This window comes from Streptomyces cynarae (assembly GCF_025642135.1).
Classification (GTDB): domain Bacteria; phylum Actinomycetota; class Actinomycetes; order Streptomycetales; family Streptomycetaceae; genus Streptomyces; species Streptomyces cynarae.
This window is the reverse complement of the sequence record NZ_CP106793.1, coordinates 6,100,014-6,121,240: the sequence shown is the minus strand read 5'-3', so window position 1 is coordinate 6,121,240 and position 21,227 is coordinate 6,100,014. Positions and strand designations below refer to the sequence as shown.

16 protein-coding genes and 1 pseudogene are annotated in these 21,227 nt (G+C 71.4%); 2 read left to right on the top strand and 15 right to left on the bottom strand.

Annotated features, from left to right (window positions below; all coding sequences use genetic code 11):
* Positions 1-18: 18 nt before the first annotated feature.
* The 3 genes from N8I84_RS27895 to N8I84_RS27885 form a co-directional block, all read right to left on the bottom strand.
* Positions 19-1,866, bottom strand: coding sequence for an acetolactate synthase large subunit (locus N8I84_RS27895; RefSeq protein WP_263232228.1), 1,848 nt, complete (start codon positions 1,864-1,866; stop codon positions 19-21).
* Between the two features lie 341 nt (positions 1,867-2,207).
* Positions 2,208-5,267 (bottom strand): putative bifunctional diguanylate cyclase/phosphodiesterase, encoded by a 3,060-nt coding sequence (locus N8I84_RS27890; RefSeq protein ID WP_390898952.1) that lies wholly within the window; start codon positions 5,265-5,267, stop codon positions 2,208-2,210.
* Positions 5,268-5,812: 545 nt separating this feature from the next.
* The gene (locus tag N8I84_RS27885; RefSeq protein WP_263232227.1) at positions 5,813-6,754 is read right to left on the bottom strand and encodes a 2-hydroxyacid dehydrogenase; all 942 of its coding nucleotides are present in this window, start codon (positions 6,752-6,754) and stop codon (positions 5,813-5,815) included.
* A gap of 74 nt (positions 6,755-6,828) precedes the next feature.
* On the opposite strand from N8I84_RS27885, the gene N8I84_RS27880 reads away from it, so the two are divergent.
* A complete protein-coding gene (locus tag N8I84_RS27880; protein ID WP_263232226.1) occupies positions 6,829-7,827 on the top strand; it encodes an aldo/keto reductase in 999 nt (332 codons plus the stop codon).
* A 120-nt stretch (positions 7,828-7,947) separates the two neighbouring features.
* Positions 7,948-9,105: a PQQ-dependent sugar dehydrogenase gene (locus N8I84_RS27875; protein ID WP_263232225.1), complete on the top strand. Its 1,158-nt coding sequence runs from the start codon at positions 7,948-7,950 to the stop codon at positions 9,103-9,105.
* Between the two features lie 14 nt (positions 9,106-9,119).
* Here N8I84_RS27875 and N8I84_RS27870 read toward each other — a convergent pair whose 3' ends face one another.
* The 12 genes and pseudogenes from N8I84_RS27870 to N8I84_RS27815 form a co-directional block, all read right to left on the bottom strand.
* The gene (locus tag N8I84_RS27870) at positions 9,120-9,314 is read right to left on the bottom strand and encodes a DUF6191 domain-containing protein (protein ID WP_200422542.1); all 195 of its coding nucleotides are present in this window, start codon (positions 9,312-9,314) and stop codon (positions 9,120-9,122) included.
* A gap of 38 nt (positions 9,315-9,352) precedes the next feature.
* On the bottom strand, positions 9,353-12,397 hold the full coding sequence (locus tag N8I84_RS27865) for a helix-turn-helix transcriptional regulator (protein WP_263234911.1): 3,045 nt from the start codon (positions 12,395-12,397) through the stop codon (positions 9,353-9,355).
* A 158-nt stretch (positions 12,398-12,555) separates the two neighbouring features.
* Complete coding sequence (locus N8I84_RS27860; protein WP_263232224.1) at positions 12,556-12,732, bottom strand: hypothetical protein; 177 nt, start codon at positions 12,730-12,732, stop codon at positions 12,556-12,558.
* 192 nt (positions 12,733-12,924) lie between these two features.
* Positions 12,925-13,509: a hypothetical protein gene (locus N8I84_RS27855; RefSeq protein ID WP_263232223.1), complete on the bottom strand. Its 585-nt coding sequence runs from the start codon at positions 13,507-13,509 to the stop codon at positions 12,925-12,927.
* 77 nt (positions 13,510-13,586) lie between these two features.
* Positions 13,587-14,080, bottom strand: a pseudogene (locus N8I84_RS27850) (GNAT family N-acetyltransferase).
* Positions 14,058-16,298, bottom strand: coding sequence for an MMPL family transporter (locus N8I84_RS27845; protein ID WP_263232222.1), 2,241 nt, complete (start codon positions 16,296-16,298; stop codon positions 14,058-14,060). Before N8I84_RS27845 ends, N8I84_RS27850 begins: the two are co-directional and overlap by 23 nt.
* A gap of 270 nt (positions 16,299-16,568) precedes the next feature.
* A complete protein-coding gene (gatB, locus tag N8I84_RS27840) occupies positions 16,569-18,083 on the bottom strand; it encodes an Asp-tRNA(Asn)/Glu-tRNA(Gln) amidotransferase subunit GatB (RefSeq protein ID WP_263232221.1) in 1,515 nt (504 codons plus the stop codon).
* A 16-nt stretch (positions 18,084-18,099) separates the two neighbouring features.
* The gene (locus tag N8I84_RS27835) at positions 18,100-18,342 is read right to left on the bottom strand and encodes a hypothetical protein (protein ID WP_103838024.1); all 243 of its coding nucleotides are present in this window, start codon (positions 18,340-18,342) and stop codon (positions 18,100-18,102) included.
* Entirely contained in the window at positions 18,339-19,841 is a 1,503-nt protein-coding gene (gene gatA / locus N8I84_RS27830; RefSeq protein WP_263232220.1) for an Asp-tRNA(Asn)/Glu-tRNA(Gln) amidotransferase subunit GatA, read from the bottom strand. Before gatA ends, N8I84_RS27835 begins: the two co-directional genes overlap by 4 nt.
* 6 nt (positions 19,842-19,847) lie before the next feature.
* Positions 19,848-20,144, bottom strand: coding sequence for an Asp-tRNA(Asn)/Glu-tRNA(Gln) amidotransferase subunit GatC (gatC, locus tag N8I84_RS27825; protein WP_004925108.1), 297 nt, complete (start codon positions 20,142-20,144; stop codon positions 19,848-19,850).
* Between the two features lie 122 nt (positions 20,145-20,266).
* Positions 20,267-20,761, bottom strand: coding sequence for a cupin domain-containing protein (locus N8I84_RS27820; protein WP_263232219.1), 495 nt, complete (start codon positions 20,759-20,761; stop codon positions 20,267-20,269).
* A 31-nt stretch (positions 20,762-20,792) separates the two neighbouring features.
* Positions 20,793-21,164 (bottom strand): DUF4267 domain-containing protein, encoded by a 372-nt coding sequence (locus tag N8I84_RS27815; RefSeq protein WP_263232218.1) that lies wholly within the window; start codon positions 21,162-21,164, stop codon positions 20,793-20,795.
* Between the last annotated feature and the right edge of the window lie 63 nt (positions 21,165-21,227).

Below are 21,227 nucleotides of genomic sequence, written 5' to 3'. Positions count from 1 at the left end.
TCTCGACTCAGCTCTCTCTCAGTCGTCCTCGTTGTCGCCGAAGTCGGGGCGGACGTCCCGAGCGGCCATGATCTCGTCGTTGGAGGTGCCGGCGGCGACCATCGGCCACACCATCGCGTCCTCGTGGACGATGAAGTCGACGACGACGGGGCGGTCGTTGATGGAGTTCGCCTCTTCGATGACCTTGTCCAGGTCGTCCGGGGACTCGCAGCGGATCGCGTAGCAGCCCATGGCCTCCGACAGCTTCACGAAGTCGGGGACGCGGGTTCCCCTGGCCGCCGGATCGACGTCCTCGGGCCCGGAGTGCAGCACCGTGTTGGAGTACCGCTGGTTGTAGAAGAGGGTCTGCCACTGGCGGACCATCCCGAGGGCGCCGTTGTTGATGATGGCGACCTTGATCGGGATGTTGTTCAGGGCGCAGGTGGTCAGCTCCTGATTGGTCATCTGGAAGCAGCCGTCGCCGTCGATCGCCCAGACCGTTCGGTCCGGGGCGCCGGCCTTCGCACCCATCGCGGCCGGGACCGCGTAGCCCATGGTTCCGGCGCCGCCGGAGTTCAGCCAGGTCGCGGGCTTCTCGTACTGGATGAAGTGCGCGGCCCACATCTGGTGCTGGCCGACGCCCGCGGCGAAGATCGAGCCCTGCGGCGCGAGCTGCCCGATGCGCTCGATGACCTGCTGCGGGGAGAGCGTGCCGTTCTCGGGCAGGTCGTAGCCGAGCGGGTAGGTCTCGCGCCAGCGGTTCAGGTCGTTCCACCAGGCGGTGTAGTCGCCCTGGTGGCCCTCGCTGTGCTCCTTCTGCACGGCCTGGATCAGGTCGGCGATGACCTCACGGGCGTCCCCGACGATCGGCACGTCGGCGGCGCGGTTCTTGCCGATCTCCGCCGGGTCGATGTCCGCGTGGACGATCTTGGCGTACGGGGCGAAGCTGTCCAGCTTGCCGGTGACGCGGTCGTCGAAGCGGGCGCCGAGGGCGACGATCAGGTCGGCCTTCTGCAGGGCGGTGACGGCGGCCACGGAACCGTGCATGCCGGGCATGCCCAGGTGCTGCGGGTGGCTGTCGGGGAACGCGCCGAGCGCCATCAGCGTGGTGGTGACGGGCGCCCCGGTGAGCTCCGCGAGGACCTTCAGCTCGGCGGTGGCCTGCGCCTTGAGGACGCCGCCGCCGACGTACAGGACGGGCCGCTTGGCGGAGGTGATCAGCTTGGCGGCCTCGCGGATCTGCTTGGCGTGCGGCTTGGTCACCGGGCGGTAGCCGGGCAGGTCCATCACCGGCGGCCAGGAGAAGGTGGTCCGCGCCTGGAGGGCGTCCTTGGCGATGTCGACCAGGACCGGGCCGGGGCGGCCGGTCGAGGCGATGTGGAACGCCTGCGCGATCACCCGCGGGATGTCCTCCGCCTTGGTGACCAGGAAGTTGTGCTTGGTGATCGGCATGGTGATGCCGACGATGTCCGCCTCCTGGAAGGCGTCGGTGCCGATCGCCTTGGAGGCGACCTGGCCGGTGATCGCGACCAGCGGCACGGAGTCCATGTGGGCGTCCGCGATCGGGGTCACCAGGTTGGTGGCTCCCGGTCCCGAGGTCGCCATGCAGACGCCGACCTTGCCGGTGGCCTGGGCGTAGCCGGTGGCCGCGTGGCCCGCGCCCTGCTCGTGCCGCACCAGCACGTGGCGCACCCGCGTGGAGTCCATCAGCGGGTCGTACGCCGGAAGGATGGCACCACCCGGAATGCCGAATACCGTGTCGGCGCCGACCTCCTCGAGAGAGCGGATGAGGGACTGCGCACCCGTGACGTGCTCGGGCGCGGACTGCTGTCCTCCGGATCGGGGCCGCGGCTGCGGGTGATGGGCCCCGGTGGCCTGCTCGGTCATCGGCATTCTCTTCTCGATGCTGAGGGTTTTGGCGAGGTTTGGGCGTTGTTCGGCTGGTGCCTGTGCAACAAAAAACCCCTCGTGCCGTGAGGCAAGCGAGGGGAGCGCGCCGGGTGTGGTCGCTGGGTTCTCCGGTTCATGTCCGGTGGGTCCCAGCTCAGCCGACGCGCTGTCCAAGTACGAGAATTCGGGTGCGCATGGCACAGACCCTCCCCCCGGCACGGCATCACTGTCAAGTGTGTGGGACGGGAGTCTCATTATGTGAGCGTAGGCCCGTCCCGCCTCCGAAAACGGCAGGCACGCCACTGGTGTACACCCCCGCGGCCCTCCCCTTGAGCCGTTCACCTACGGGGTGCCCCGGTCGGTGTCGAGGCCACGACCGTGCTCAGCCCCTCGGGCCTCCGCGCTCCCCCGCTCTCGGCTTCGCCGGAGCGGGGGGACCCCCATGCGCTCTCGACACCGACGCGCTCCTTCGGCTCTCTCACTCCGCCCGCGAAGGCCGGCTCCGCCGGGCCGAGCGGCACCGGGTAGTGGCCGGAAGTGAGCGCCCGGCGCAGCCGGTACTCGTCCAGTGGGCCCGAGAATGCCATGCCCTGACCGTGCGTGCAGCCCATGGCGCGCAGAGCGACGACCTGCTCGGGCAGGTCCACCCCGTCGGCGACGGAGGTGAGGCCCAGGTCGCCCGCGATGCGCAGCAGCCCACCGGTGATCTTGTGCAGCCGCGCCGACTCGACGACCCCCTCGACGAGGTTGCGGTCCAGCTTCAGGACGTCGATGGGGAGCCGGCGCAGCGCCGCGATGGCCGCGTAGCCGCTGCCGAGGCCGTCCAGGGCGATACGGACGCCGATCCGGCGGAGGTTGCCGAGTCTGCGTTCCAGTTCCTCCAGGGAGATGCGCGGGTCGATGCCGGACAACTCGATCATCAGGGCGCCGGAGGCCAGACCGTGCCGGGTGAGCAGGGCCTCGATGGAACCGAGCGGCAGGGAGCGGTCGAGCAGCCGGCGGGCGCTCACCCGGACGGCGACGGGTACGACGAGCCCGCCGGCGGCGCGCTCGGCGGCCTGCCGTACGGCCTCCTCGAGGATCCAGCGGCCCAGCTCGGCGGCCTTGTCACTGTCCTCCGGGACACGCAGGAACTCGTCGGGTGTGAAGAGCACGCCCTGGGAGGACCGCCAGCGCGCCCGGGCGCTGACGGACGCGATCCGGCCGTCCTCGAGCGAGACGACGGGCTGGTGCAGCAGGGTGAACTCGCCCTCGTCGAGCGCGGCCCGCAGCCGGGTGGCCAGCTCGGCCTTGCGTACGACGTCCTGCTGCATCTGGGGCCTGTACAGCTCGACGCGGCCCTTGCCGGCGGCCTTGGCGCGGTACATGGCGAGGTCGGCGTTGCGCAGCAGCTCACCGGCGCCGAGGCCCGGCTCGGCGAAGGCCACGCCGATGGAGGCGGCCACCCGGACATCGTTGCCGTCGATCTCGTACGGCTGGGAGAGGGTGACCCTCAGCCGGTCGGCGAGCTCGAGGATGTGCCTCTCGCGGGCGGTGCGGTCCCGGGTGCCGTCGCCGACGATGAGGGCCGCGAACTCGTCGCCGCCGAGGCGCGCGGCGGTGTCGCCCTGCCGCACCGACTCCTGGAGCCTGCGGGCGGCCTGGACGAGCAGTTCGTCGCCGGCCTGGTGCCCGATGGTGTCGTTGACGGCCTTGAAGCCGTCGAGGTCGATGAACAGGACGGCGGTGCCGCGGTCGGAGGAGCGGCGGCCGGCGAGGGCCTGCTGGACGCGCTTGGTGAACAGGGCGCGGTTGGGCAGGTCGGTGAGCGGGTCGTGCTCGGCACTGTGCTGCAGCTGGGCCTGCAGGCGCACCCGCTCGGTCACGTCCCGGCTGTTGAAGATCAGGCCGCCCTGGTGGCGGTTGACGGTGGACTCCACGTTGAGCCAGCCGCCGTCGCCGGAGCGGAAGCGGCACTCGATGCGGGTGGTCGGTTCCTCCGTGTGGCTGGCGGCGAGGAAACGCCGTACCTCGTGCACCACACACCCCAGGTCGTCGGGGTGGATGAGCGCGGCGAGTTCGGTTCCGACGAGTTCCTCGGCGGGCCGGCCGTAGACGCCGGCGGCGGCCGGGGAGACGTAGTTCAGGATGCCGTCGGGCGCGGCGATCATGATGACGTCGCTGGAGCCCTGCACCAGGGAGCGGAAGTGGTTCTCCTTCTGCGCCAGTTCCTGGGTGAGGGTGATGTTGTCGAGCAGCATGATGCCCTGGCGCACGACGAGCGCGAGGACGACGGCGCCCGCGGTGATGAGCACCACGCGGTCGACGCTGTGGCCGTTGAGGACGTTGTAGAGGATCCCCAGTGTGCAGACGGCGGCGGCCAGGTAGGGCATGAGGGCGGCCAGCGATCCGGCGATCGGTCGCGTGGCCCGGTACCGGTCGTGGTCGGCGTCCGGCGGGGGTGAGGCCGGGTACCGGTCGTGGGCCGGTCCCTGCGGGAGCCCGGGAGCCGGGTCGTGGTCCCGGTGCCCTTCCTCGTGGCCGGTGGCCCGGGGCTCGCCCTGCCGCTGCTCGGGGACGTGTTCGTGCACCACGCGCGTGTGCTCGTCGTCCGGCATCCGGCCGGGCCGGGCGCCGACCCAGGGGGCATAGGCGAGGAGCAGGGAGCCGGAGAACCAGCCCGCGTCCAGCAGTTGGCCGGAGTGGTAGCTGCTGTGCAGCAGCGGCGAGGTGAACAGGGCGTCGCACAGCACGGTCAGGGCGAGTGCCCCGATCGCGGTGTTGACCGCGGAGCGGTTCACCGCCGAGCGCCTGAGGTGCAGGGCGACCACCATGCTGATCAGGGCGATGTCCAGCAGCGGGTACGCGAGCGACAGCGCGGTGTGCGCCACGCTCGGCCCGTCGAACTTGGCCGCCTGCGCGAGCGCGAGGCTCCACGACAGCGTCAGCAGCGAGCCGCCGATCAGCCACGCGTCGAGCGCCAGGCATACCCAACCCGCCTTGGTGACGGGCCTTTTGGCGAGCACGAGCAGTCCTACGATCGCGGGTGGGGCGAAGCAGAGGAAGAACAGGTCGGCACAGCTGGGCGAGGGGACGGGGCGGTCGAGGACGACCTCGTACCAGCCCCAGACGCCGTTGCCCAGCGCGGCCATGGCGGAGGAGAGCGCGAACAGCAGCCAGGCCGGTCGAAAGCGGCTGCGGCGGCTGCGGGCGTACAGCAGGCAGGAGACCGACGCGGTGCCGGCGGCCGCGCTCAACCCGAAGTCGCCCATGATCAGCGCGAGGATCCGGGAGCCCCAGTCGACCGCGGAACCGACGGCGTATCCCGCGCACACCAGGGCCAGGACGAGTTGCGGAGCCGGGTGCGCCCGGCCGCCCGGTGCCGGACGGCGGGCCGGCGGTACCCCCGGGGACCTCACCGGTCCCTCCCGGTCCGTGGCGCCGGGTCCCGCTGGGCCCGGCGTGCCGGGTGGGCGTGCCTCTTGCGGCCGGCGTCCCCGGGGTGGTGACGGTGGCCGGCGTGGTGACGACGGCTGCCGTAAGCGCTGTGACCGCGTCTGCGCGTCGCGGTCCGCCAGGGTCGTCGCCCGCGGCCGCGCCGCGTCGGGTCGTTCGTCCATAGGCCGTGCATCGCCCGTCGCCCCCCTCGTATGTCTGAAAGTTCCGTCCCCGGCGCCGAACGGTGCGCGGCGCAGCCCTGTCGGGGACGATACACCAGTCTCGTCACTCAGGGACATAGTCCCTCTACTCTCAGTGACGACCAGGGGGAATGCGGGTACGTACCGCGTTCGGGGGACTGCGGAGCGTTCCGGAAGCGGACGGGTGGTGCGCCGGAAGCGGTGTGCGCGCCGGTGGTGCGACCGTTGGCGGGCGCGTGCGCGGGTGGCGGCGATGGCTGGATTCGTGTGCCGCGTCGACGTGCGCGGGGTCCCCCCGCCCCGACGCCCGCGCCCGCCGCGCCTTTTCAGCCGCCGGTCGTCAGGACGACGTTCTCGAGCGGTTCTCCCTGTGCGAAACGGTTCAGCTGAGAGCTGAGGAGACGCTTGGCGCGGGGCCAGAACGCCGAGGTGGGGCCGCCGACATGAGGGCTGATGAGCACGCCCGGCGCATGCCAGAGGGGGTGGCCTGCGGGCAGCGGTTCGGGGTCGGTGACGTCCAGGGCGGCGGTGATACGGCGGGACTCCAGCTCGGCCAGCAGGGCCTTGGTGTCGACGATCGGGCCACGCGCCACGTTGACGAGCAGCGCTCCGTCCTTCATCCGGGCCAGGAACTCCGCGTCGACCAGGCCTTTCGTCTCCTCGGTGAGCGGGGTGACCAGGACGACGACATCGGCGTCGGGAAGAAGTTCCGACAATCGGGAGAGAGGATGCACAAGGCCGCGCGCTGTGTTGCGCTCGCGGCGCGCGACGCGCGCCACCCGCGCGACTTCAAAGGGTGCGAGCCGGTCCTCGATGGCGGCACCGATCGCGCCGTAGCCGACGATGAGAACGGACTTGTCGGCGAGCGCGGGATGGAAACCGCTCTGCCAGCGCTCCTCCGCTTGAGCCCGTACGAAGCCGGGGATGCCGCGCAGCGAGGCGAGGATCAGGGCGAGCGCGAGCTCGGCCGTGCTCGCCTCGTGCACTCCGCGCGCGTTGCACAGGCGCACGCCCGGCACGACGGACGAAAGGTGGGCGGTGATGTCGTCGACGCCGGCCGTCAGTGTCTGGATGACCTGGAGGTTCCGCATCTGCTCCAGCGGCCGGACCTTGACGTCCTGGCGCTTCATGTACGGCACGGCGTAGAACACGCAGTCCGCGGGGTCGGCGGGAAGGTCCTGCCCGCCGTCCCAGTAGCGGTAGTCCAGGCCCTCGGGGAGGCCCTCTATCTCGTCGGTGCGGAACGGAAGCCAAACGTCGTCGGTCATGGTCAGGAGGCTATGCCAAGGATCCGGCGCCGCATTGGTTAGTTTGGGGTGCCAGCAAAGGAGGACACGGCCAGGTGGAGCGCAGGACGATCGGCGCGGCGACGCTCGAAGTGGGGGCCGTGGGACTCGGGTGCATGCCGATGAGCTGGGGGTACTCCACCTCCCGGCAGCGGGGCGACGAGTCGCTGCGGACGGTGCACCGGGCGCTCGACCTGGGGATGACACTGCTGGACACCGCCGACATGTACGGACCGTTCACCAACGAGCTGCTGCTGGGCCGGGTCCTGAAGGAGCGGCGCGCCGATGCCTTTGTCTCGACCAAGGTGGGGCTGCTGGTGGGCGAGCAGCACATCGTGGCCAACGGCCGCCCCGGCTATGTGAAACGGGCCTGCGACGCGTCGCTGCGCCGTCTGCAGACGGACGTCATCGATCTCTACCAGCTGCACCGCGCCGACCCGGAGGTGCCCGTCGAGGAGACCTGGGGCGCGATGGCGGACCTGGTGCGGGCGGGCAAGGTGCGGGCGCTGGGGCTGTGCGCGGTGGGGGTGCGCGAAGGGCGGCGGACCGGGACGCGGCGGTACGACGGAACGATCCGGCAGCTGGAGCGGGTGCAGCAGGTGTTCCCGGTGAGCGCGGTGGAGGCGGAGCTGTCGGTGTGGTCGCCCCAGGCCCTGGACGCGCTGCTGCCGTGGTGCGCGGCGCGCGGCGTGGGCTTGCTCGCGGCCATGCCGCTCGGCAACGGCTTCCTGACCGGCACGCTGACCCCGGGCGAGGGTTTCGAACCGGACGACCTGCGCGCCCGGCATCCCCGCTTCACGGCGGAGATGATGGCGGCGAACCAGCCGATCGTGGCGGGCCTGCGCCGGGTGGCTCACCGCCACGGCGACGCCGTCACCCCCGCCCAGGTGGCCCTGTCCTGGGTGCTGTCCCAGGGCCCCCACGTGGTCCCGGTCCCAGGCGCCAAACAGCGGCGGTGGGTGGCGGAGAACGCGGCGGCCTCCGTGCTGCGGCTGACCCCCGAGGACCTGACGGAACTGGCGGGGCTGCCCGCGGCGCAGGGGTCGTGGGACTGAACGGACCCCGTACCGCGTGGCCGGAATGGGAAGGTCGCTGGAGGGAAGACCGGCGATGGGAACCCCAGTGGTGTCCGAGGCGTAGGTAAGGGAGGGACGGCCCGTGGCGGAGGGAGCTGGATGGTGCGACGTCGAGTGGTGACGGCCGTGGTGGCCGCGACCGCGCTGCTGGCGGTCGGCTGCTCCTCCGGCGGCGGAGGCACACCGAGTGGTGGCGAGAGTTCCTCGGCCGGCTCGGCGGCGCCGTCGGCCTCCGGGCGGACCGCCGAAGAGACACCGCCGGCCAAGGGGTCGGTGCGGGTGGTGCGCACGGTCGCCGATCACCTCAAGACACCCTGGGGCCTGGCTGCGCTGCCCGGCAGCGGGCTCCTGGTCTCCTCCCGGGACGACGGGACGATCACCCGGGTCGACGACAGGACCGGCCGGAGAACGCTCCTGGGCACGGTGCCCGGTGTCGCCGCCGACGGCGAGGGCGGGCTGCTGGGCATCGCGCTCTCCCCGGACCACGCCTCGGACCACCTGGTCTACGCCTACCTGACGACCGACTCCGACAACCGCATCGTCCGCATGCTGTACGACCCGCGGAAGCCGGCCGGTGAGCAGCTCGGCGCACCGGACACCGTGTTCAAGGGCATCCCGAAGGGCTTCATCCACAACGGCGGCCGTATCGCGTTCGGCCCCGACGGCATGCTGTACGCGGGCACCGGCGAGTCGGGCGACCGGGGTCTGGCCCAGGACCGGAACTCGCTGGGCGGCAAGATCCTGCGCATGACCCCCGAGGGCGAGCCCGCCCCCGGCAACCCCTTCGGGAACTCGGTGGTGTATTCGTACGGGCACCGCAATGTGCAGGGTCTGGCCTGGGACGGCAAGCAGCGGCTGTACGCCTCCGAGTTCGGCCAGGACACCTGGGACGAGCTGAACGCGATCAAGCCCGGCGGCAACTACGGCTGGCCGGACACCGAGGGCAGGTCGAGCGACCCCGGGTACCAGAACCCGATCGCCCAGTGGCACACCGACGTGGCCTCCCCCAGCGGCATCGCCTACGCCGAGGGGTCGATCTGGATGGCGGGTCTGCGCGGGGAGCGGCTGTGGCGCATCCCGCTGAAGGGCACGGAGACCTCGGCACCCCCGCAGGCCTTCCTCACCGGCGCATACGGCCGTCTGCGCACGGTGGTCGCGGCCGGCGGCGACAAGCTGTGGCTGACGACGAGCAACACGGACGGCCGGGGCAAGCCGTCGCCCACCGACGACCGGATCCTCGAGGTGGTGGTGTCGTAGCCGGGCGGGCCGGTTCAGCCCTGGTCGGGCTCCGGCTCGGCGGGAGCCGGTTTCGGCAGGCGTATGACCACCGTGCCCGACGCCAGGTCGATCGGGCCCCGGCCCGGATCGCCGTCCGTGACGTCCAACCGGGTCAGTTCCAGGCGCTTCTGCTCATCGTGGGTGTGTTTGCGGCCCGGCGCGAACAGTTCCTCGAACATGTTGAACACGGCGCCTCCCTAGGCCCGGATTCCCGTCAGCGTAAGCCTCAGCCCGCGGCCTGGACAGGGGGTGCCTCCGCCGGGAACAACCGCAGGCGGTGTGCCACCGCCGCCGCCTCGCCCCGCCCCGCGACACCCAGCTTCGCCAGGATGTTCGACACGTGGACGCTGGCGGTCTTCGGGGAGATGAACAGCTCCTCGGCTATCTGCCGGTTGCTGCGGCCGATCGCGACCAGGCGGAGCACGTCCCGCTCCCGGTTGGTCAGCCCCAGGGACTCCGCCGGATCGAGCGCGGCCGGTTCCGGGACGCGGCTCAGGGTGAGGCGGGCGCGCCGGGCGAGCAGGGCGACCGAGTCGGCGAGCGGCCGGGCACCGAGGTGGTCGGCCACCGCCCCGGCCAGCCGCAGCAGCTCGGCGGCCCGCTCGCGCGCGTCCTCGTCGCAGCCCGGGGCCAGCAGGGACTCGGCGAGCCGGTGCCGGACCCGGGCCAGGTCGTACGGGCGGTCCAGGGCCTCGAAGGCGGTCACGGCCTCCGCCCAGACGTCCGGGGTGCCACGCCCCTCGGCACGCAGCAGCTCGGCGCGGACCCAGCATGCGTAGGCCTGCCACACCGGCACGTTCGCGGCGAGTGTCTTCGCGGTGTCGCGGATCCGCTCCAGCGTCTCGGCGCGGCCCGGCTCGGCGGCGGGCAGCCCGAGCGCGTCGGCCTCGGCGGTGGCGGCGGCGAGCAGCAGCGGCCAGCCATAGCGCTGGGTGCCGAGCGGAAAGCCTCTGTTCAACACGGTGGCGAGCGTGGCGCGGGCGTCGATGAGGCGGCCTTCGCCGGCGGCGATCCCGATGGCGACGTGATCCAGCCTCAGCTCTTGCTGCGGCACGCTGTCGTGCGTGCCCAGGTACGCACGGGCGGCGGCCAGTTGCCGCCCTGCCTCGGCCAGGTCGCCGCGGCAGAGGGCGAGGTGTGCGTGGATCGTGGCGCGGAAGGCGCGGGGCTTGGCGCTCTGGCCGACACGCTCGGAGTTGATCCCTGCCTCGGCGGCCTCGTCCCAGCGGCCCAGGGAGTGGAGGGATTCGCCGAGGTTGGCCCATACCCAGGCCTCGGAGTCCGTCAGCCCCAGCTTCCGGGTGATCTCCAGGCCCTCGCGCATCACCTCCACGGCCTCCCGGGAACGGCCGATGCCTTCCAGGTGGGACGGCAGGTTCACCTGCAGGCGGCCCCTGACATAGACCTCGCCGAAGACAGCCGCCCGTTCCCTGACCTCGTAGATCTCCGCGAGCCCGGCGTCGATGTCACCCGCGTCGACGAGGAGGCCGCCCAGGGTGAGGCGCGCGTTGAGCTCGATGTCGCGGGCGCCCACCATGCGCGCGTACTCCACGGCGCGCTCGGCGGCCGAAAATGCGTCGGGGCCGGGCTCGTGCAGCATCGACCAGCCGGCGACCATGGCGAGCACCTCGGCGTGCACCTCGGAGGGCGGCAGTCCCCGCACCAGCTCCTGGGCGGTGGCGAGTTCCTTCCATCCGTCGCCGCGGCCCGTGTTCTGCACGAGCCGGGAACGCTGCACCCAGAACCAGGCGGCGCGCAGCGGATCGGGGTCCTCCTCCAAGAGGCGCAGGGCCCGTCTGGTGATCTTCAGGGCGCGTTCCCGCTCGCCGCACAGCCGGCCCGCCACGGCCGCCTCGGCCATCAGGTCGAGGTAGCGCAGGGGTGTGGTCGCCGGGTCGCAGCCGCACGGAGGGTAGACCTCCGCATAGTCCACGGGCCGCAGGGCCGCCCGTACGTCCTCGGGGGCGAGGTCCCACAGCTCCATCGCCCGCTCCAGCAGCCGCAGTTGCTCGGAGTGGGCGTGCCGGCGTCGGGCCTCCACCGCGGCGTCGAGGACCGCGGGCAGGGCCTTGGCGGCGTCGTGCGCGTGGTACCAGTAGCTGGCCAGGCGGGTGGCTCGCTGGTCGGCGGGGACGAGTGCGGGGTCGGCCTCCAGGGCCTCGGCGTAGCGCCGGTTGAGACGGGAGCGCTCGCCGGGGAGCAGGTCGTCGCTGACGGCCTCGCGGACCAGGGAGTGACGGAAGCGGTAGCCGTCGCCGTCGGGGGTGGCCAGGAGGATGTTGGCGCCGACGGCGGCGCGCAGGGCCTCGATGAGGTCCTCCTCGGCGAGTGAGGCGACGGCGGCGAGGAGGCGGTACTCGACGGTGGAGCCGCCCTCGGCGACGGTCCGGGCGACCCGCTGCGCGGTCTCGGGCAGCGCCTCGACCCGGACGAGGAGCAGGTCTCGCAGGGAGTCGGTGAGGCCCGTGCCGCAGCTGTCCTGGGCGGCCACCGCCAGTTCCTCCACGAAGAAGGCGTTGCCGTCGGAGCGGGCGAAGATGTCGTCGACCTGGGCCGGGTCGGGGTCGGCGGCGAAAATGCCGGCGATCTGGCGTTCGACCTCGGTGCGGTTGAACCGGCCCAGCTCGATGCGGTGGACGGTGCGCAGGCGGTCGAGTTCGGCGAGGAGGGGGCGCAGCGGGTGGCGGCGGTGGATGTCGTCGGAGCGGTAGGTGGCGACGACGACCAGACGGCCGCTGCGCAGCGTGCGCAGGAGGTAGGCGAGCAGGTGGCGGGTGGAGGCGTCCGCCCAGTGCAGGTCCTCCAGGGCGAGGACGACGGTGCGGCGGGCGGCGATCCGCTCGAGCAGGCGGGCGGTGAGCTCGAAGAGGCGGGCCATGCCCTCCTCGTCGTCCCGTGGGCCGCGGCGGACCTCGCCGAGTTCGGGCAGCAGCCGGGCGAGCTCGTCCTCCTGACCGGCGGCGGCCTCGGCGAGTTCCTCGGGCATCTGGCGGCGCAGGGCGCGCAGGGCGGTGGAGAACGGCGCGAAGGGCAGCCCGTCGGCGCCGATCTCGACGCAGCCGCCCAGCGCGACGACGGCGTCCCGGCGGGCCGCGGCCGCCGTGAACTCCTCCAGCAGCCGGGTTTTGCCGACGCCCGCCTCGCCCCCGACGAGCAGCGCCTGGGGCTCTCCGGCTGCGGCGCGGGCGAGCGCGTCGTGCAACGCCCCCAACTCCTCGTCGCGGCCGACGAAAACGGGGCTGACGGACCTGGTCTCCACGCCCCCGAGCATGTCACGGGGCACTGACAGAGCGGCACCGATTATCCGCTCCGGTGACGGCGAAGCGGCCGCCCCCGGTGGTTCGGGGACGGCCGCCGCGTCGGATCGGGCGGGGTCGGCGTGCGCCGGGAGCGCGGGGCCCGTGCCGCCGTCCCCGCAAGACCGCGTGTTCACGCCGCGCGGGTGAACCCGCTCCGGCCGCGGCGGGCACTATGGGACCGGGCCTGGCGGGCCGCGTCGTCGGCGGACTGCCGGCGGCGGCGCTGGGCCGTGCGGGCGAGACGGTAGTCGTCGGCCTCGCGGATCAGCTCGGCGGAACGGATCTTGTGCAGCTCGTACGCGAACATGTGCGTCCCCCTGGGAAGTTGTGGTGCGCCAGCGCTTTCTGCGCTGCCTCAACCTTCGTTTCCGAGGGGGGTCCGTCGCATCGGGAAAGTTCCGCATCTTCCGGCTCGGTAGGGGCCTTAGATGCGAAGAGGGGGTCTTAGGGCCCCGGCGGAAGTGCCGGAGACGCCCTAAGACCCCTCATACCGCGCTCCTCAACTGGCGGACGGAAGGCCGAGCAGGATGTCCGTGTACTTCAGCACGGCCAGGAACAGGCCGATGACACCCAGCGCGACACCGCCCCACGCGACCGACTTGACCCACGCGGCCTGCGGCTTCCCGGGCGCCCCGAACGCCGGCCGCGCCAGCACCACGACGCCCACGATGAGCGCGGCCAGCGCGAACAGGCCGCCCCACAGCGCGGTGGCGTGCCAGGCGTCTCCGTAGACCGCCTTGATCTGCTTGGCGACGCTCGCCTGGGACGAGGTCCGCAGCTGGCCGATGAGCTGCTGGCGCGCTCCGGCCACGGTGCCGAGCCAGCTCCCGCTGAGCGAGACGAAGCCGAGCGCGGCCGAAACCACCGCCCCGGCACCCTGGCCGATGCCGGAGGGACCCTTCGGCGCGGCCTCCTCGGACACCTCAGTGGCCTCCATGGCCTCGGCAGCCTCCCCGGCCTGGGCCTCCCTCGCCTCGGTGGCCTCGCTCGCCTCGTCGGCCTTGGTGGCCTCCACCTTCTCCTCGTCGTTCGTCGCTTCGACGCCGCTCGCGGCCTTGGCCTCGTCCACTGTCTTGGTTCCCATGCCTCGCACCGTACGGACGCTGTCTGAGAGGTCTCTTAATGAATCGGTCTTGGTGATCGACTGTTGGCGATCGTCTCTCAGTGATCGTCCCGGTCGTCACACGCGCGTGCCGCACTCCACTCGGGGGCGAGCACCGACCAGACCTCGATGTCCTGACGCACGCCCCGGTGCGGGTACGCCTCGCGGAGCACCCCTTCCCGGGTCATGCCGAGCCGTCGCGCCACATTGATGCTCGGTTCGTTGGCGGACGACGCGTACCACTCCACACGGTGCATGCCGCGCTCGTCAAACGCCCAGTCGATGAGGACCCGCGCCCCACGGGTGACAAGGCCCCGTCCGGCCGCCGCGGGCTCCAGCCGGCAGCCGAGCTCGCAGTTGCCGACGGCGCGCTTGTCGGCGTACCCCTTGAGGATCTCCCGGGCGGAGTCCACGTCGGTGGCGTTCTCCCCGAACCGGATGTGCCGGGTGATGAACTCCCGCCCGCGGTGAGGTGCGCGAGGAACTCCTCCGCGTGCCACGGCTCCAGCGGCCGCAGCTCGGCTCCGTCGTCACCCAGGGATATCGCGCACATCCTGTTCCCGCTCCTTCAGGAGTACGTCGACCAGGGCGTCCTCCTCCGGACGCGTCCCAGGGACCGTCGTACGGCACTCGGGCGGTTCGATGCTGATCCGCGGCAGCCGGCGCTCCAGCCAGGAGGGCAGCCACCAGTTGGCGGCGCCGAGGAGGTGCATCAGGGCGGGGACGAGGAGGGTGCGCAGGACGAAGGCGTCCAGGGCGACGGCGGAGGCGAGGGCGATGCCGAACATGGCGATCACGCGGTCGCCGCCGAGCACGAAGGAGAGGAAGACGGAGATCATGATGACGGCGGCCGAGTTGATCACCCGGCTGGTCTCGGCGAGGCCGATGCGCACGGCACGGCGGTTGTCGCCGGTCTCCAGCCACTCCTCGTACATGCGGCTGACCAGGAACACCTGGTAGTCCATGGACAGCCCGAAGAGCACCGAGACCATGATCACGGGGAGGAAGGGCTCGATCGGGCCGGCGCTGCCGAGACCCAGCAGCTCGCTCCCCCAGCCCCACTGGAAGATCGCGACGACCACGCCGAAGGCGGCGGCGACGGCGGCGAGGTTCATCGCGGCGGCCTTCAACGGGATGCCGAAGGACCGGAAGGCCAGCAGGAGCAGCACGCAGCCCAGGCCGATCACCACGCTCACGAACAGCGGCAGCTTGCCGACGATCACGTTGGCGAAGTCGTCGTAGCCGGCCGTCACCCCGCCCACGTACAGGTCGAGGCCGGTGCCCTTCTCGGCGCGCGGCAGCACGTCGGAGCGCAGCCGCTTCACCAGGTCGCTCGTGTGCTGGGACTGCGGGGCGGAGTCGGGTACGACGGTGAGGTACGCCGTGGTGCCGCTGCCGTTGTACGTCACCGGCGTCACGGCGGCGACGCCCTTGGTCGCGGCGAGCGTGGAGTCGAGGTTGTCGAGGGCGAGCTTGTCCTCGGCGCCGCCGACCTTGCCGACCAGGGTGAGCGGGCCGTTGACGCCGGGGCCGAAGCCCTCGGCGAGGAGGTCGTACGCCTGCCGGGTGGTCGACGACTTCGGGTCGTTGCCCTGGTCGGAGGTGCCCAGGTGGAGGGAGAACGTGGGCAGTGCGAGCAGCGCCATGACGGCCAGGGCGACGGCGCCGAGCTTCTTGGGGTGGCGCTCGACGAACGCGGACCAGCGGGCCGCGAGCCCGGTCGGCATCTCGGGTTCGGGTCCGTGTTCGTAGAGCCTGCGCCGCTCGCGCCTGCTCAGGGCGCGCGGGCCGATGAAGGAGAGCAGGGCGGGCAGCAGGGTCACCGAGGCCGCGACGGTGAGCAGCACGGTCAGGCAGGCGGCGACCGCGACGCCGTTGAGGAAGCCGAGCCGGAGGATCAGCATGCCGAGCAGCGCGATGCACACGGTGGCGCCCGCGAAGACGACGGCCCGTCCGGTGGTGGCGACGGCGTTCACGGCGGCCTCCGCCACCGGGACGCCGCGCTTGAGGCTGCGGCGGTGCCTGGTCACGATGAACAGCGCGTAGTCGATGCCGACGCCGAGCCCGATCAGCAGGCCGAGCATGGGCGCGAAGTCGGCGACGGTCATCACGTGCCCGAGCAGGTCGATACCGAAGTAGGCGGTGCCCACACCGATCAGCGCGGTCGCGATGGGCAGCAGGGATGCGGCGAGGGAGCCGAAGGCGAGGAACAGGACCACGGCGGCGACGGCCACGCCGATGGCCTCTGCGAGGTGCCCGCCCTGCGCCTCGGTGAGCGAGACGGCGCTGCCGCCGAGCTCCACCTGGAGCCCGCGGGTCTCGGCGGCCTTGGCTGCGCCGACCACGGCCCGGGCCTCGCCTTTCTTGATGTCCTGGGCCTCGTGGGCGAAGGTGACCGTCGCGTACGCGGTGTGGCCGTCGCGGCTGATCGCGTCGCCGCGGTCGCCCTCGTAGGGGTTGGTGACGGAGGCGACGCCCGGCAGGTCCTCGATGCGGTCCAGAGTGCGGGTCATCGCCTGCTGGACGCCGGTGTCGCGCACGCTGCCGTCGGTGGTGTGCCAGACGACGGTGTCGCTGTCGCCGCTCAGGTGCGGGAAACTCTTCTGGATCAGCCGGTAGGCGCGGTCGGACTCGGTGCCGGGGGCGCCGTAGTTGTTCGAGTACGCGGAGCCCGTGACGGCTGCCGCGGAGGTGACGCCGACGAAGGCGACCAGCCACAGCAGGACGGTGACGAGGCGGTGGCGGACACACCAACGTGCGAGGGCTGCCACGGACGTGCTCCCTGGGGTATTTCGTGGATCTTTGCCCGGGGACAGCCGCTAAGAGAACTGAACAGCCCGCAAAGAACACATGAGCAATCCACAACACTTTCGCAGCCGGAAAAGATCGTTTGTCACTTTCGTGGTGTTACTCACGGGAATGGGACCCAAGTCACAGGACAATCCCAGCAACTCTGTCGCCACATAAGGTTCTTGTAAGCGAACGAGGGGCAGTACACCAGGTTCGGTGCACTGCCCCTCGGGAGCGTTCCGCGCTGTCTCTCAGCCCTCGCTGACGCCGAGCTTCTGAAGGATCAGCTCCTTGACGCGGGCCGCGTCGGCCTGGCCCCGGGTGGCCTTCATGACGGCGCCGACCAGGGCGCCGGCCGCGGCCACCTTGCCGCCGCGGATCTTGTCCGCGATGGCCGGGTTGCCGGCGATGGCCTCGTCGACGGCGGCGGTCAGGGCGCCCTCGTCGGAGACGACCTTCAGACCGCGCTTCTCGACGACCTCGTCCGGGGCGCCCTCGCCCGCGAGGACGCCCTCGATGACCTGGCGGGCCAGCTTGTCGTTCAGGTCGCCCGACTCCACCAGCTTGGTCACGCGCGCGACCTGCTCCGGCGTGATCGGCAGCTCCTCCAGGGCCTTGCCGGACTCGTTGGCGTTGCGAGCCAGTTCGCCCATCCACCACTTGCGCGCGGCGGCCGCGTCGGCGCCCGCGTCGATGGTGGCGACGATCAGGTCCAGGGCACCGGCGTTGAGGATCGCCTGCATGTCGGTGGCGGAGACGCCCCACTCCTCGCGCAGCCGGTTGCGGCGCACCAGCGGCAGCTCGGGCAGCGAGGTGCGCAGCTCCTCGACCCACTCGCGCGGGGGCGCGACCGGCACCAGGTCCGGCTCGGGGAAGTACCGGTAGTCCTCGGCCTCCTCCTTGGTCCGGCCCGAGGTGGTCGTGCCGGTGTCCTCGTGGAAGTGGCGGGTCTCCTGGATCACCGTGCCGCCGCTGCCCAGTACGGCGGCGTGGCGCTGGATCTCGTAGCGGCAGGCGCGCTCGACGGAGCGCAGCGAGTTGACGTTCTTGGTCTCGCTGCGGGTGCCGAACTTCTCCGCGCCCTTGGGCATCAGCGACAGGTTCACATCACAGCGCATCTGGCCCATCTCCATGCGGGCCTCCGAGACGCCGAGCGCCCGGATGAGCTCGCGCAGCTCACGGACGTACGCCTTCGCCACCTCGGGCGCGCGCTCGCCGGCGCCGACGATCGGCTTGGTGACGATCTCGATCAGCGGGATGCCTGCGCGGTTGTAGTCCAGCAGCGAGTGCTGGGCGCCGTGGATGCGGCCGGTGGCGCCGCCGACGTGCGTCGACTTGCCGGTGTCCTCCTCCATGTGCGCGCGCTCGATCTCCACGCGGAAGGTGGTGCCGTCCTCCAGCTGCACGTCCAGGTAGCCGTTGAAGGCGATCGGCTCGTCGTACTGGGAGGTCTGGAAGTTCTTCGGCATGTCCGGATAGAAGTAGTTCTTCCGGGCGAAGCGGCACCACTCGGCGATCTCGCAGTTCAGCGCGAGACCGATCCTGATCGCGGACTCCACGCCGGTCGCGTTGACGACCGGGAGGGAGCCGGGCAGGCCGAGACACGTGGGGCAGGTCTGGGTGTTCGGCTCGGCGCCCAGCGCCGTGGAACAGCCGCAGAACATCTTGGTCCTGGTGCCGAGTTCGACATGGACCTCGAGGCCCATGACGGGGTCGTACGACGCCAGCGCGTCCTCGTACGACACCAGGTCGGTCATGGTGGTCACGGTGAAACTTTCCCTCTCAGCCCAGCAGGACGTCGTCGTCGCCCAGGCGCTTCAGCTCCCGCACGAGCAGGGCGAGGCCGGTGACGATGGCGGCGGCGGACACGGCGGCGTCGATCAGGCGCAGCGTGTCGTGTTCGAGGCGGGCCTTCTTGACCTGCTTCGCGACACTGATCGCGCCGAACGCGGTGGTGGCCATGGACAGGTACGTACCGGACTTGGACTTCTTGAAGCCCTTGGCCTTGGACAGTGCCTTACTCACAGCGACGGAGCCTCCTCGAGAAGCGGGTGCCCCCACTTTTCCACGAAGGCGGCCTCGACGGCGGCGCCGACCTTGTAGAGGCGGTCGTCCTTCGTCGCCGGGGCGATGATCTGGAGGCCGACGGGGAGGTTGTCCTCGGGGGCCAGGCCGCAGGGCAGCGACATGGCGGCGTTGCCGGCCAGGTTGACCGGGATGGTGCACAGGTCCGCGAGGTACATCGCCATCGGGTCGTCGGCGCGCTCGCCGATCGGGAAGGCGGTGGTGGGGGTCGTGGGCGACACGATCACGTCCACCTTCTCGAACGACTTCTCGAAGTCGCGGGTGATGAGCGTGCGGACCTTCTGGGCCGAGCCGTAGTACGCGTCGTAGTAGCCGCTGGACAGGGCGTAGGTGCCGAGCATGATGCGGCGCTTGACCTCCGGGCCGAAGCCCTCCGCTCGGGTCAGCGAGGTGACCTCCTCGGCGGAGTGCGAGCCGTCGTCACCGCTGCGCAGGCCGTAGCGCAGGCCGTCGAAGCGGGCGAGGTTGCTGGAGCACTCGCTCGGCGCGATCAGGTAGTACGCGGCCAGTGCCAGGTCGAAGGACGGGCAGTCCAGCTCGACGATCTCCGCGCCGAGTTCCTTCAGGAGCGCGACGGACTCATCGAAGCGCTGGAGGACACCGGCCTGGTAGCCCTCGCCGCGGAACTGCTTGACGACACCGACGCGCATGCCCTCGACGGAGCCGTTGCGCGCGGCCTCGACGACCGGCGGTACCGGGGCGTCGATGGAGGTGGAGTCCAGCGGGTCGTGGCCCGCGATGACCTCGTGCAGCAGGGCCGCGTCCAGGACCGTACGGGCGCAGGGACCGCCCTGGTCGAGGGAGCTGGAGAAGGCGACCATGCCGTAGCGGGAGACACCGCCGTAGGTCGGCTTGACGCCGACCGTGCCGGTGACGGCCGCGGGCTGGCGGATGGAGCCGCCGGTGTCGGTGCCGATGGCCAGGGGCGCCTGGAAGGAGGCGAGCGCGGCGCTCGACCCACCGCCGGAACCGCCGGGGATACGGGTGAGGTCCCACGGGTTGCCGGTCGGCCCGAACGCGCTGTTCTCCGTCGACGACCCCATGGCGAACTCGTCCATGTTGGTCTTGCCGATGATGACGACGTCGGCGGCCTTGAGCTTCTTGGTGACGGTCGCGTCGTACGGCGGGATCCAGCCCTCGAGGATCTTGGATCCTACGGTGGTCGGGATGCCCTCGGTGGTGAAGATGTCCTTCAGCGCGAGGGGCACACCGGCGAGCGGGCCGAGCTTCTCGCCGCGCTCCCGCTTCTCGTCGACGGCACGGGCCTGGGCGAGCGCGCCCTCACGGTCGACGTGCAGGAAGGCATGCACCTTCTCGTCGACGGCCTCGATCCGGGCGAGGTGGGCCTCGGTGACCTCGACGGCGGTCAGCTCGCCGGAGGCGATCTTCGCGGCCGTCTCGGCGGCGGTGAGCCGGATGATGCTGTTCTTGTCCGTCATGGCGGGCTACTCCTCCCCCAGGATCTGCGGCACCTTGAAACGCTGCTGCTCCTGGGCCGGGGCGCCGGACAGCGCCTGCTCGGGGGTGAGCGACGGACGGACCTCGTCCGGGCGCATGACGTTCGTCAGCGGCAGCGGGTGAGAGGTCGGCGGTACGTCTTGGTCGGCGACCTCGCTGACGCGGGCGACCGCGCCGATGATGTCGTCGAGCTGGCCTGCGAAGTGGTCGAGCTCTTCGGGCTTCAGCTCCAGACGCGCCAGCCGGGCGAGGTGGGCGACCTCCTCGCGCGTGATGCCAGGCATGCAGCGATCCTCTGGGGTGAGTGTGTGTGCTTTGGCCCAATCCTATGGGGCGGGGACCGGTCGCCGTGAAACGGTTTGCCGGGCCCGCCCCTCAGCCTCGCGCCGGGAAGGGCGCTCACCCCTCAGCCTCGGCGCCCTTCCCAGGCCTCGCTGCGCAGGAAGTGGTTGTCGTACAGGTCCTGCACCTCCAGCAGGCTCTCCGGGGTGGCCTCGCCGAGGGCGATGCGCTGGAGGTGACGGAAGTACTCGAAGCGCTCGACGCCCGGGGTGATGACGATCAGCAGGTCGGCGTCCGCACCGGGTACGGCGGCGAAGGCGTGCGGCTTTCCGGGCGGGACGATGACGAGGTCGCCGGGTCCGGCGGTCACGATGTCCTCCCCGGAGAGGATGTCCGCGGCGCCGTCGAGCAGGAAGAACATCTCGGCGGAGTTGTCGTGCCAGTGCGGCTTGGCCCCGTCGGCGCCGCCCTTGAGGGTGACGCGCTGGGTGGACAGGGCGCCGCCGGTCGCGCTGCTGTCGGCGAGCAGACGGATGGTGGTGGGCGCGCGACCGACGACTTCGGCCTCGGCCTCGCGAACGATCACGGACTCTTCGAACTTCGGCACGAACAGCGACATGTGTGACCCCCTGGTGTCGGTATCGGCGTGATCAGACGGCGAAGAGCAGGCCGGCACTGATCAGTACAACGACGGCGGTTGCGAAGTGGATCCCGAAGGCCACGGCCTTCGGGCCGCCGTGGCGCAGGACTATCAGCGTGTCGAGGAATGGGACGAGTGCCACGCTGACCATGAACCAGGCCTCGGCACGAGCACCGGCGAAGGCCAGCACCGCGAGGCCCGCCAGCCCGAAGGTGCCGTCCCTCAGCCCCTTGACCGACAGGTAGGCACCGGCTTCGCCGCGGGGGTCGGCGGGGACGCCGTAGCCCGCCGCGGCGGATGCGGGCTGGAACCAGAAGCGGTAGCCGAGGAACACGCAGAACAGGTCGAGCAGGACGGCCAGTGTGTACGCGGTGACGGTCATGTCTCTTCTCCCCCATCGAGATGAGCTAGCGGCGCTAGCGACAAGAGCGACACTAATGGAGCA

Excerpts from the sequence above, each read along its gene's own strand:
- N8I84_RS27895 (WP_263232228.1), bottom strand. The coding sequence starts at position 1,866 with ATGACCGAGCAGGCCACCGGGGCCCATCACCCGCAGCCGCGGCCCCGA.
- N8I84_RS27885 (WP_263232227.1), bottom strand. The coding sequence starts at position 6,754 with ATGACCGACGACGTTTGGCTTCCGTTCCGCACCGACGAGATAGAGGGC.
- N8I84_RS27875 (WP_263232225.1), top strand. The coding sequence starts at position 7,948 with ATGGTGCGACGTCGAGTGGTGACGGCCGTGGTGGCCGCGACCGCGCTG.
- N8I84_RS27865 (WP_263234911.1), bottom strand. The coding sequence starts at position 12,397 with ATGCTCGGGGGCGTGGAGACCAGGTCCGTCAGCCCCGTTTTCGTCGGC.
- N8I84_RS27860 (WP_263232224.1), bottom strand. The coding sequence starts at position 12,732 with ATGTTCGCGTACGAGCTGCACAAGATCCGTTCCGCCGAGCTGATCCGC.
- N8I84_RS27855 (WP_263232223.1), bottom strand. The coding sequence starts at position 13,509 with ATGGGAACCAAGACAGTGGACGAGGCCAAGGCCGCGAGCGGCGTCGAA.
- gatA (WP_263232220.1), bottom strand. The coding sequence starts at position 19,841 with ATGACGGACAAGAACAGCATCATCCGGCTCACCGCCGCCGAGACGGCC.
- gatC (WP_004925108.1), bottom strand. The coding sequence starts at position 20,144 with ATGCCTGGCATCACGCGCGAGGAGGTCGCCCACCTCGCCCGGCTGGCG.
- N8I84_RS27820 (WP_263232219.1), bottom strand. The coding sequence starts at position 20,761 with ATGTCGCTGTTCGTGCCGAAGTTCGAAGAGTCCGTGATCGTTCGCGAG.
- N8I84_RS27815 (WP_263232218.1), bottom strand. The coding sequence starts at position 21,164 with ATGACCGTCACCGCGTACACACTGGCCGTCCTGCTCGACCTGTTCTGC.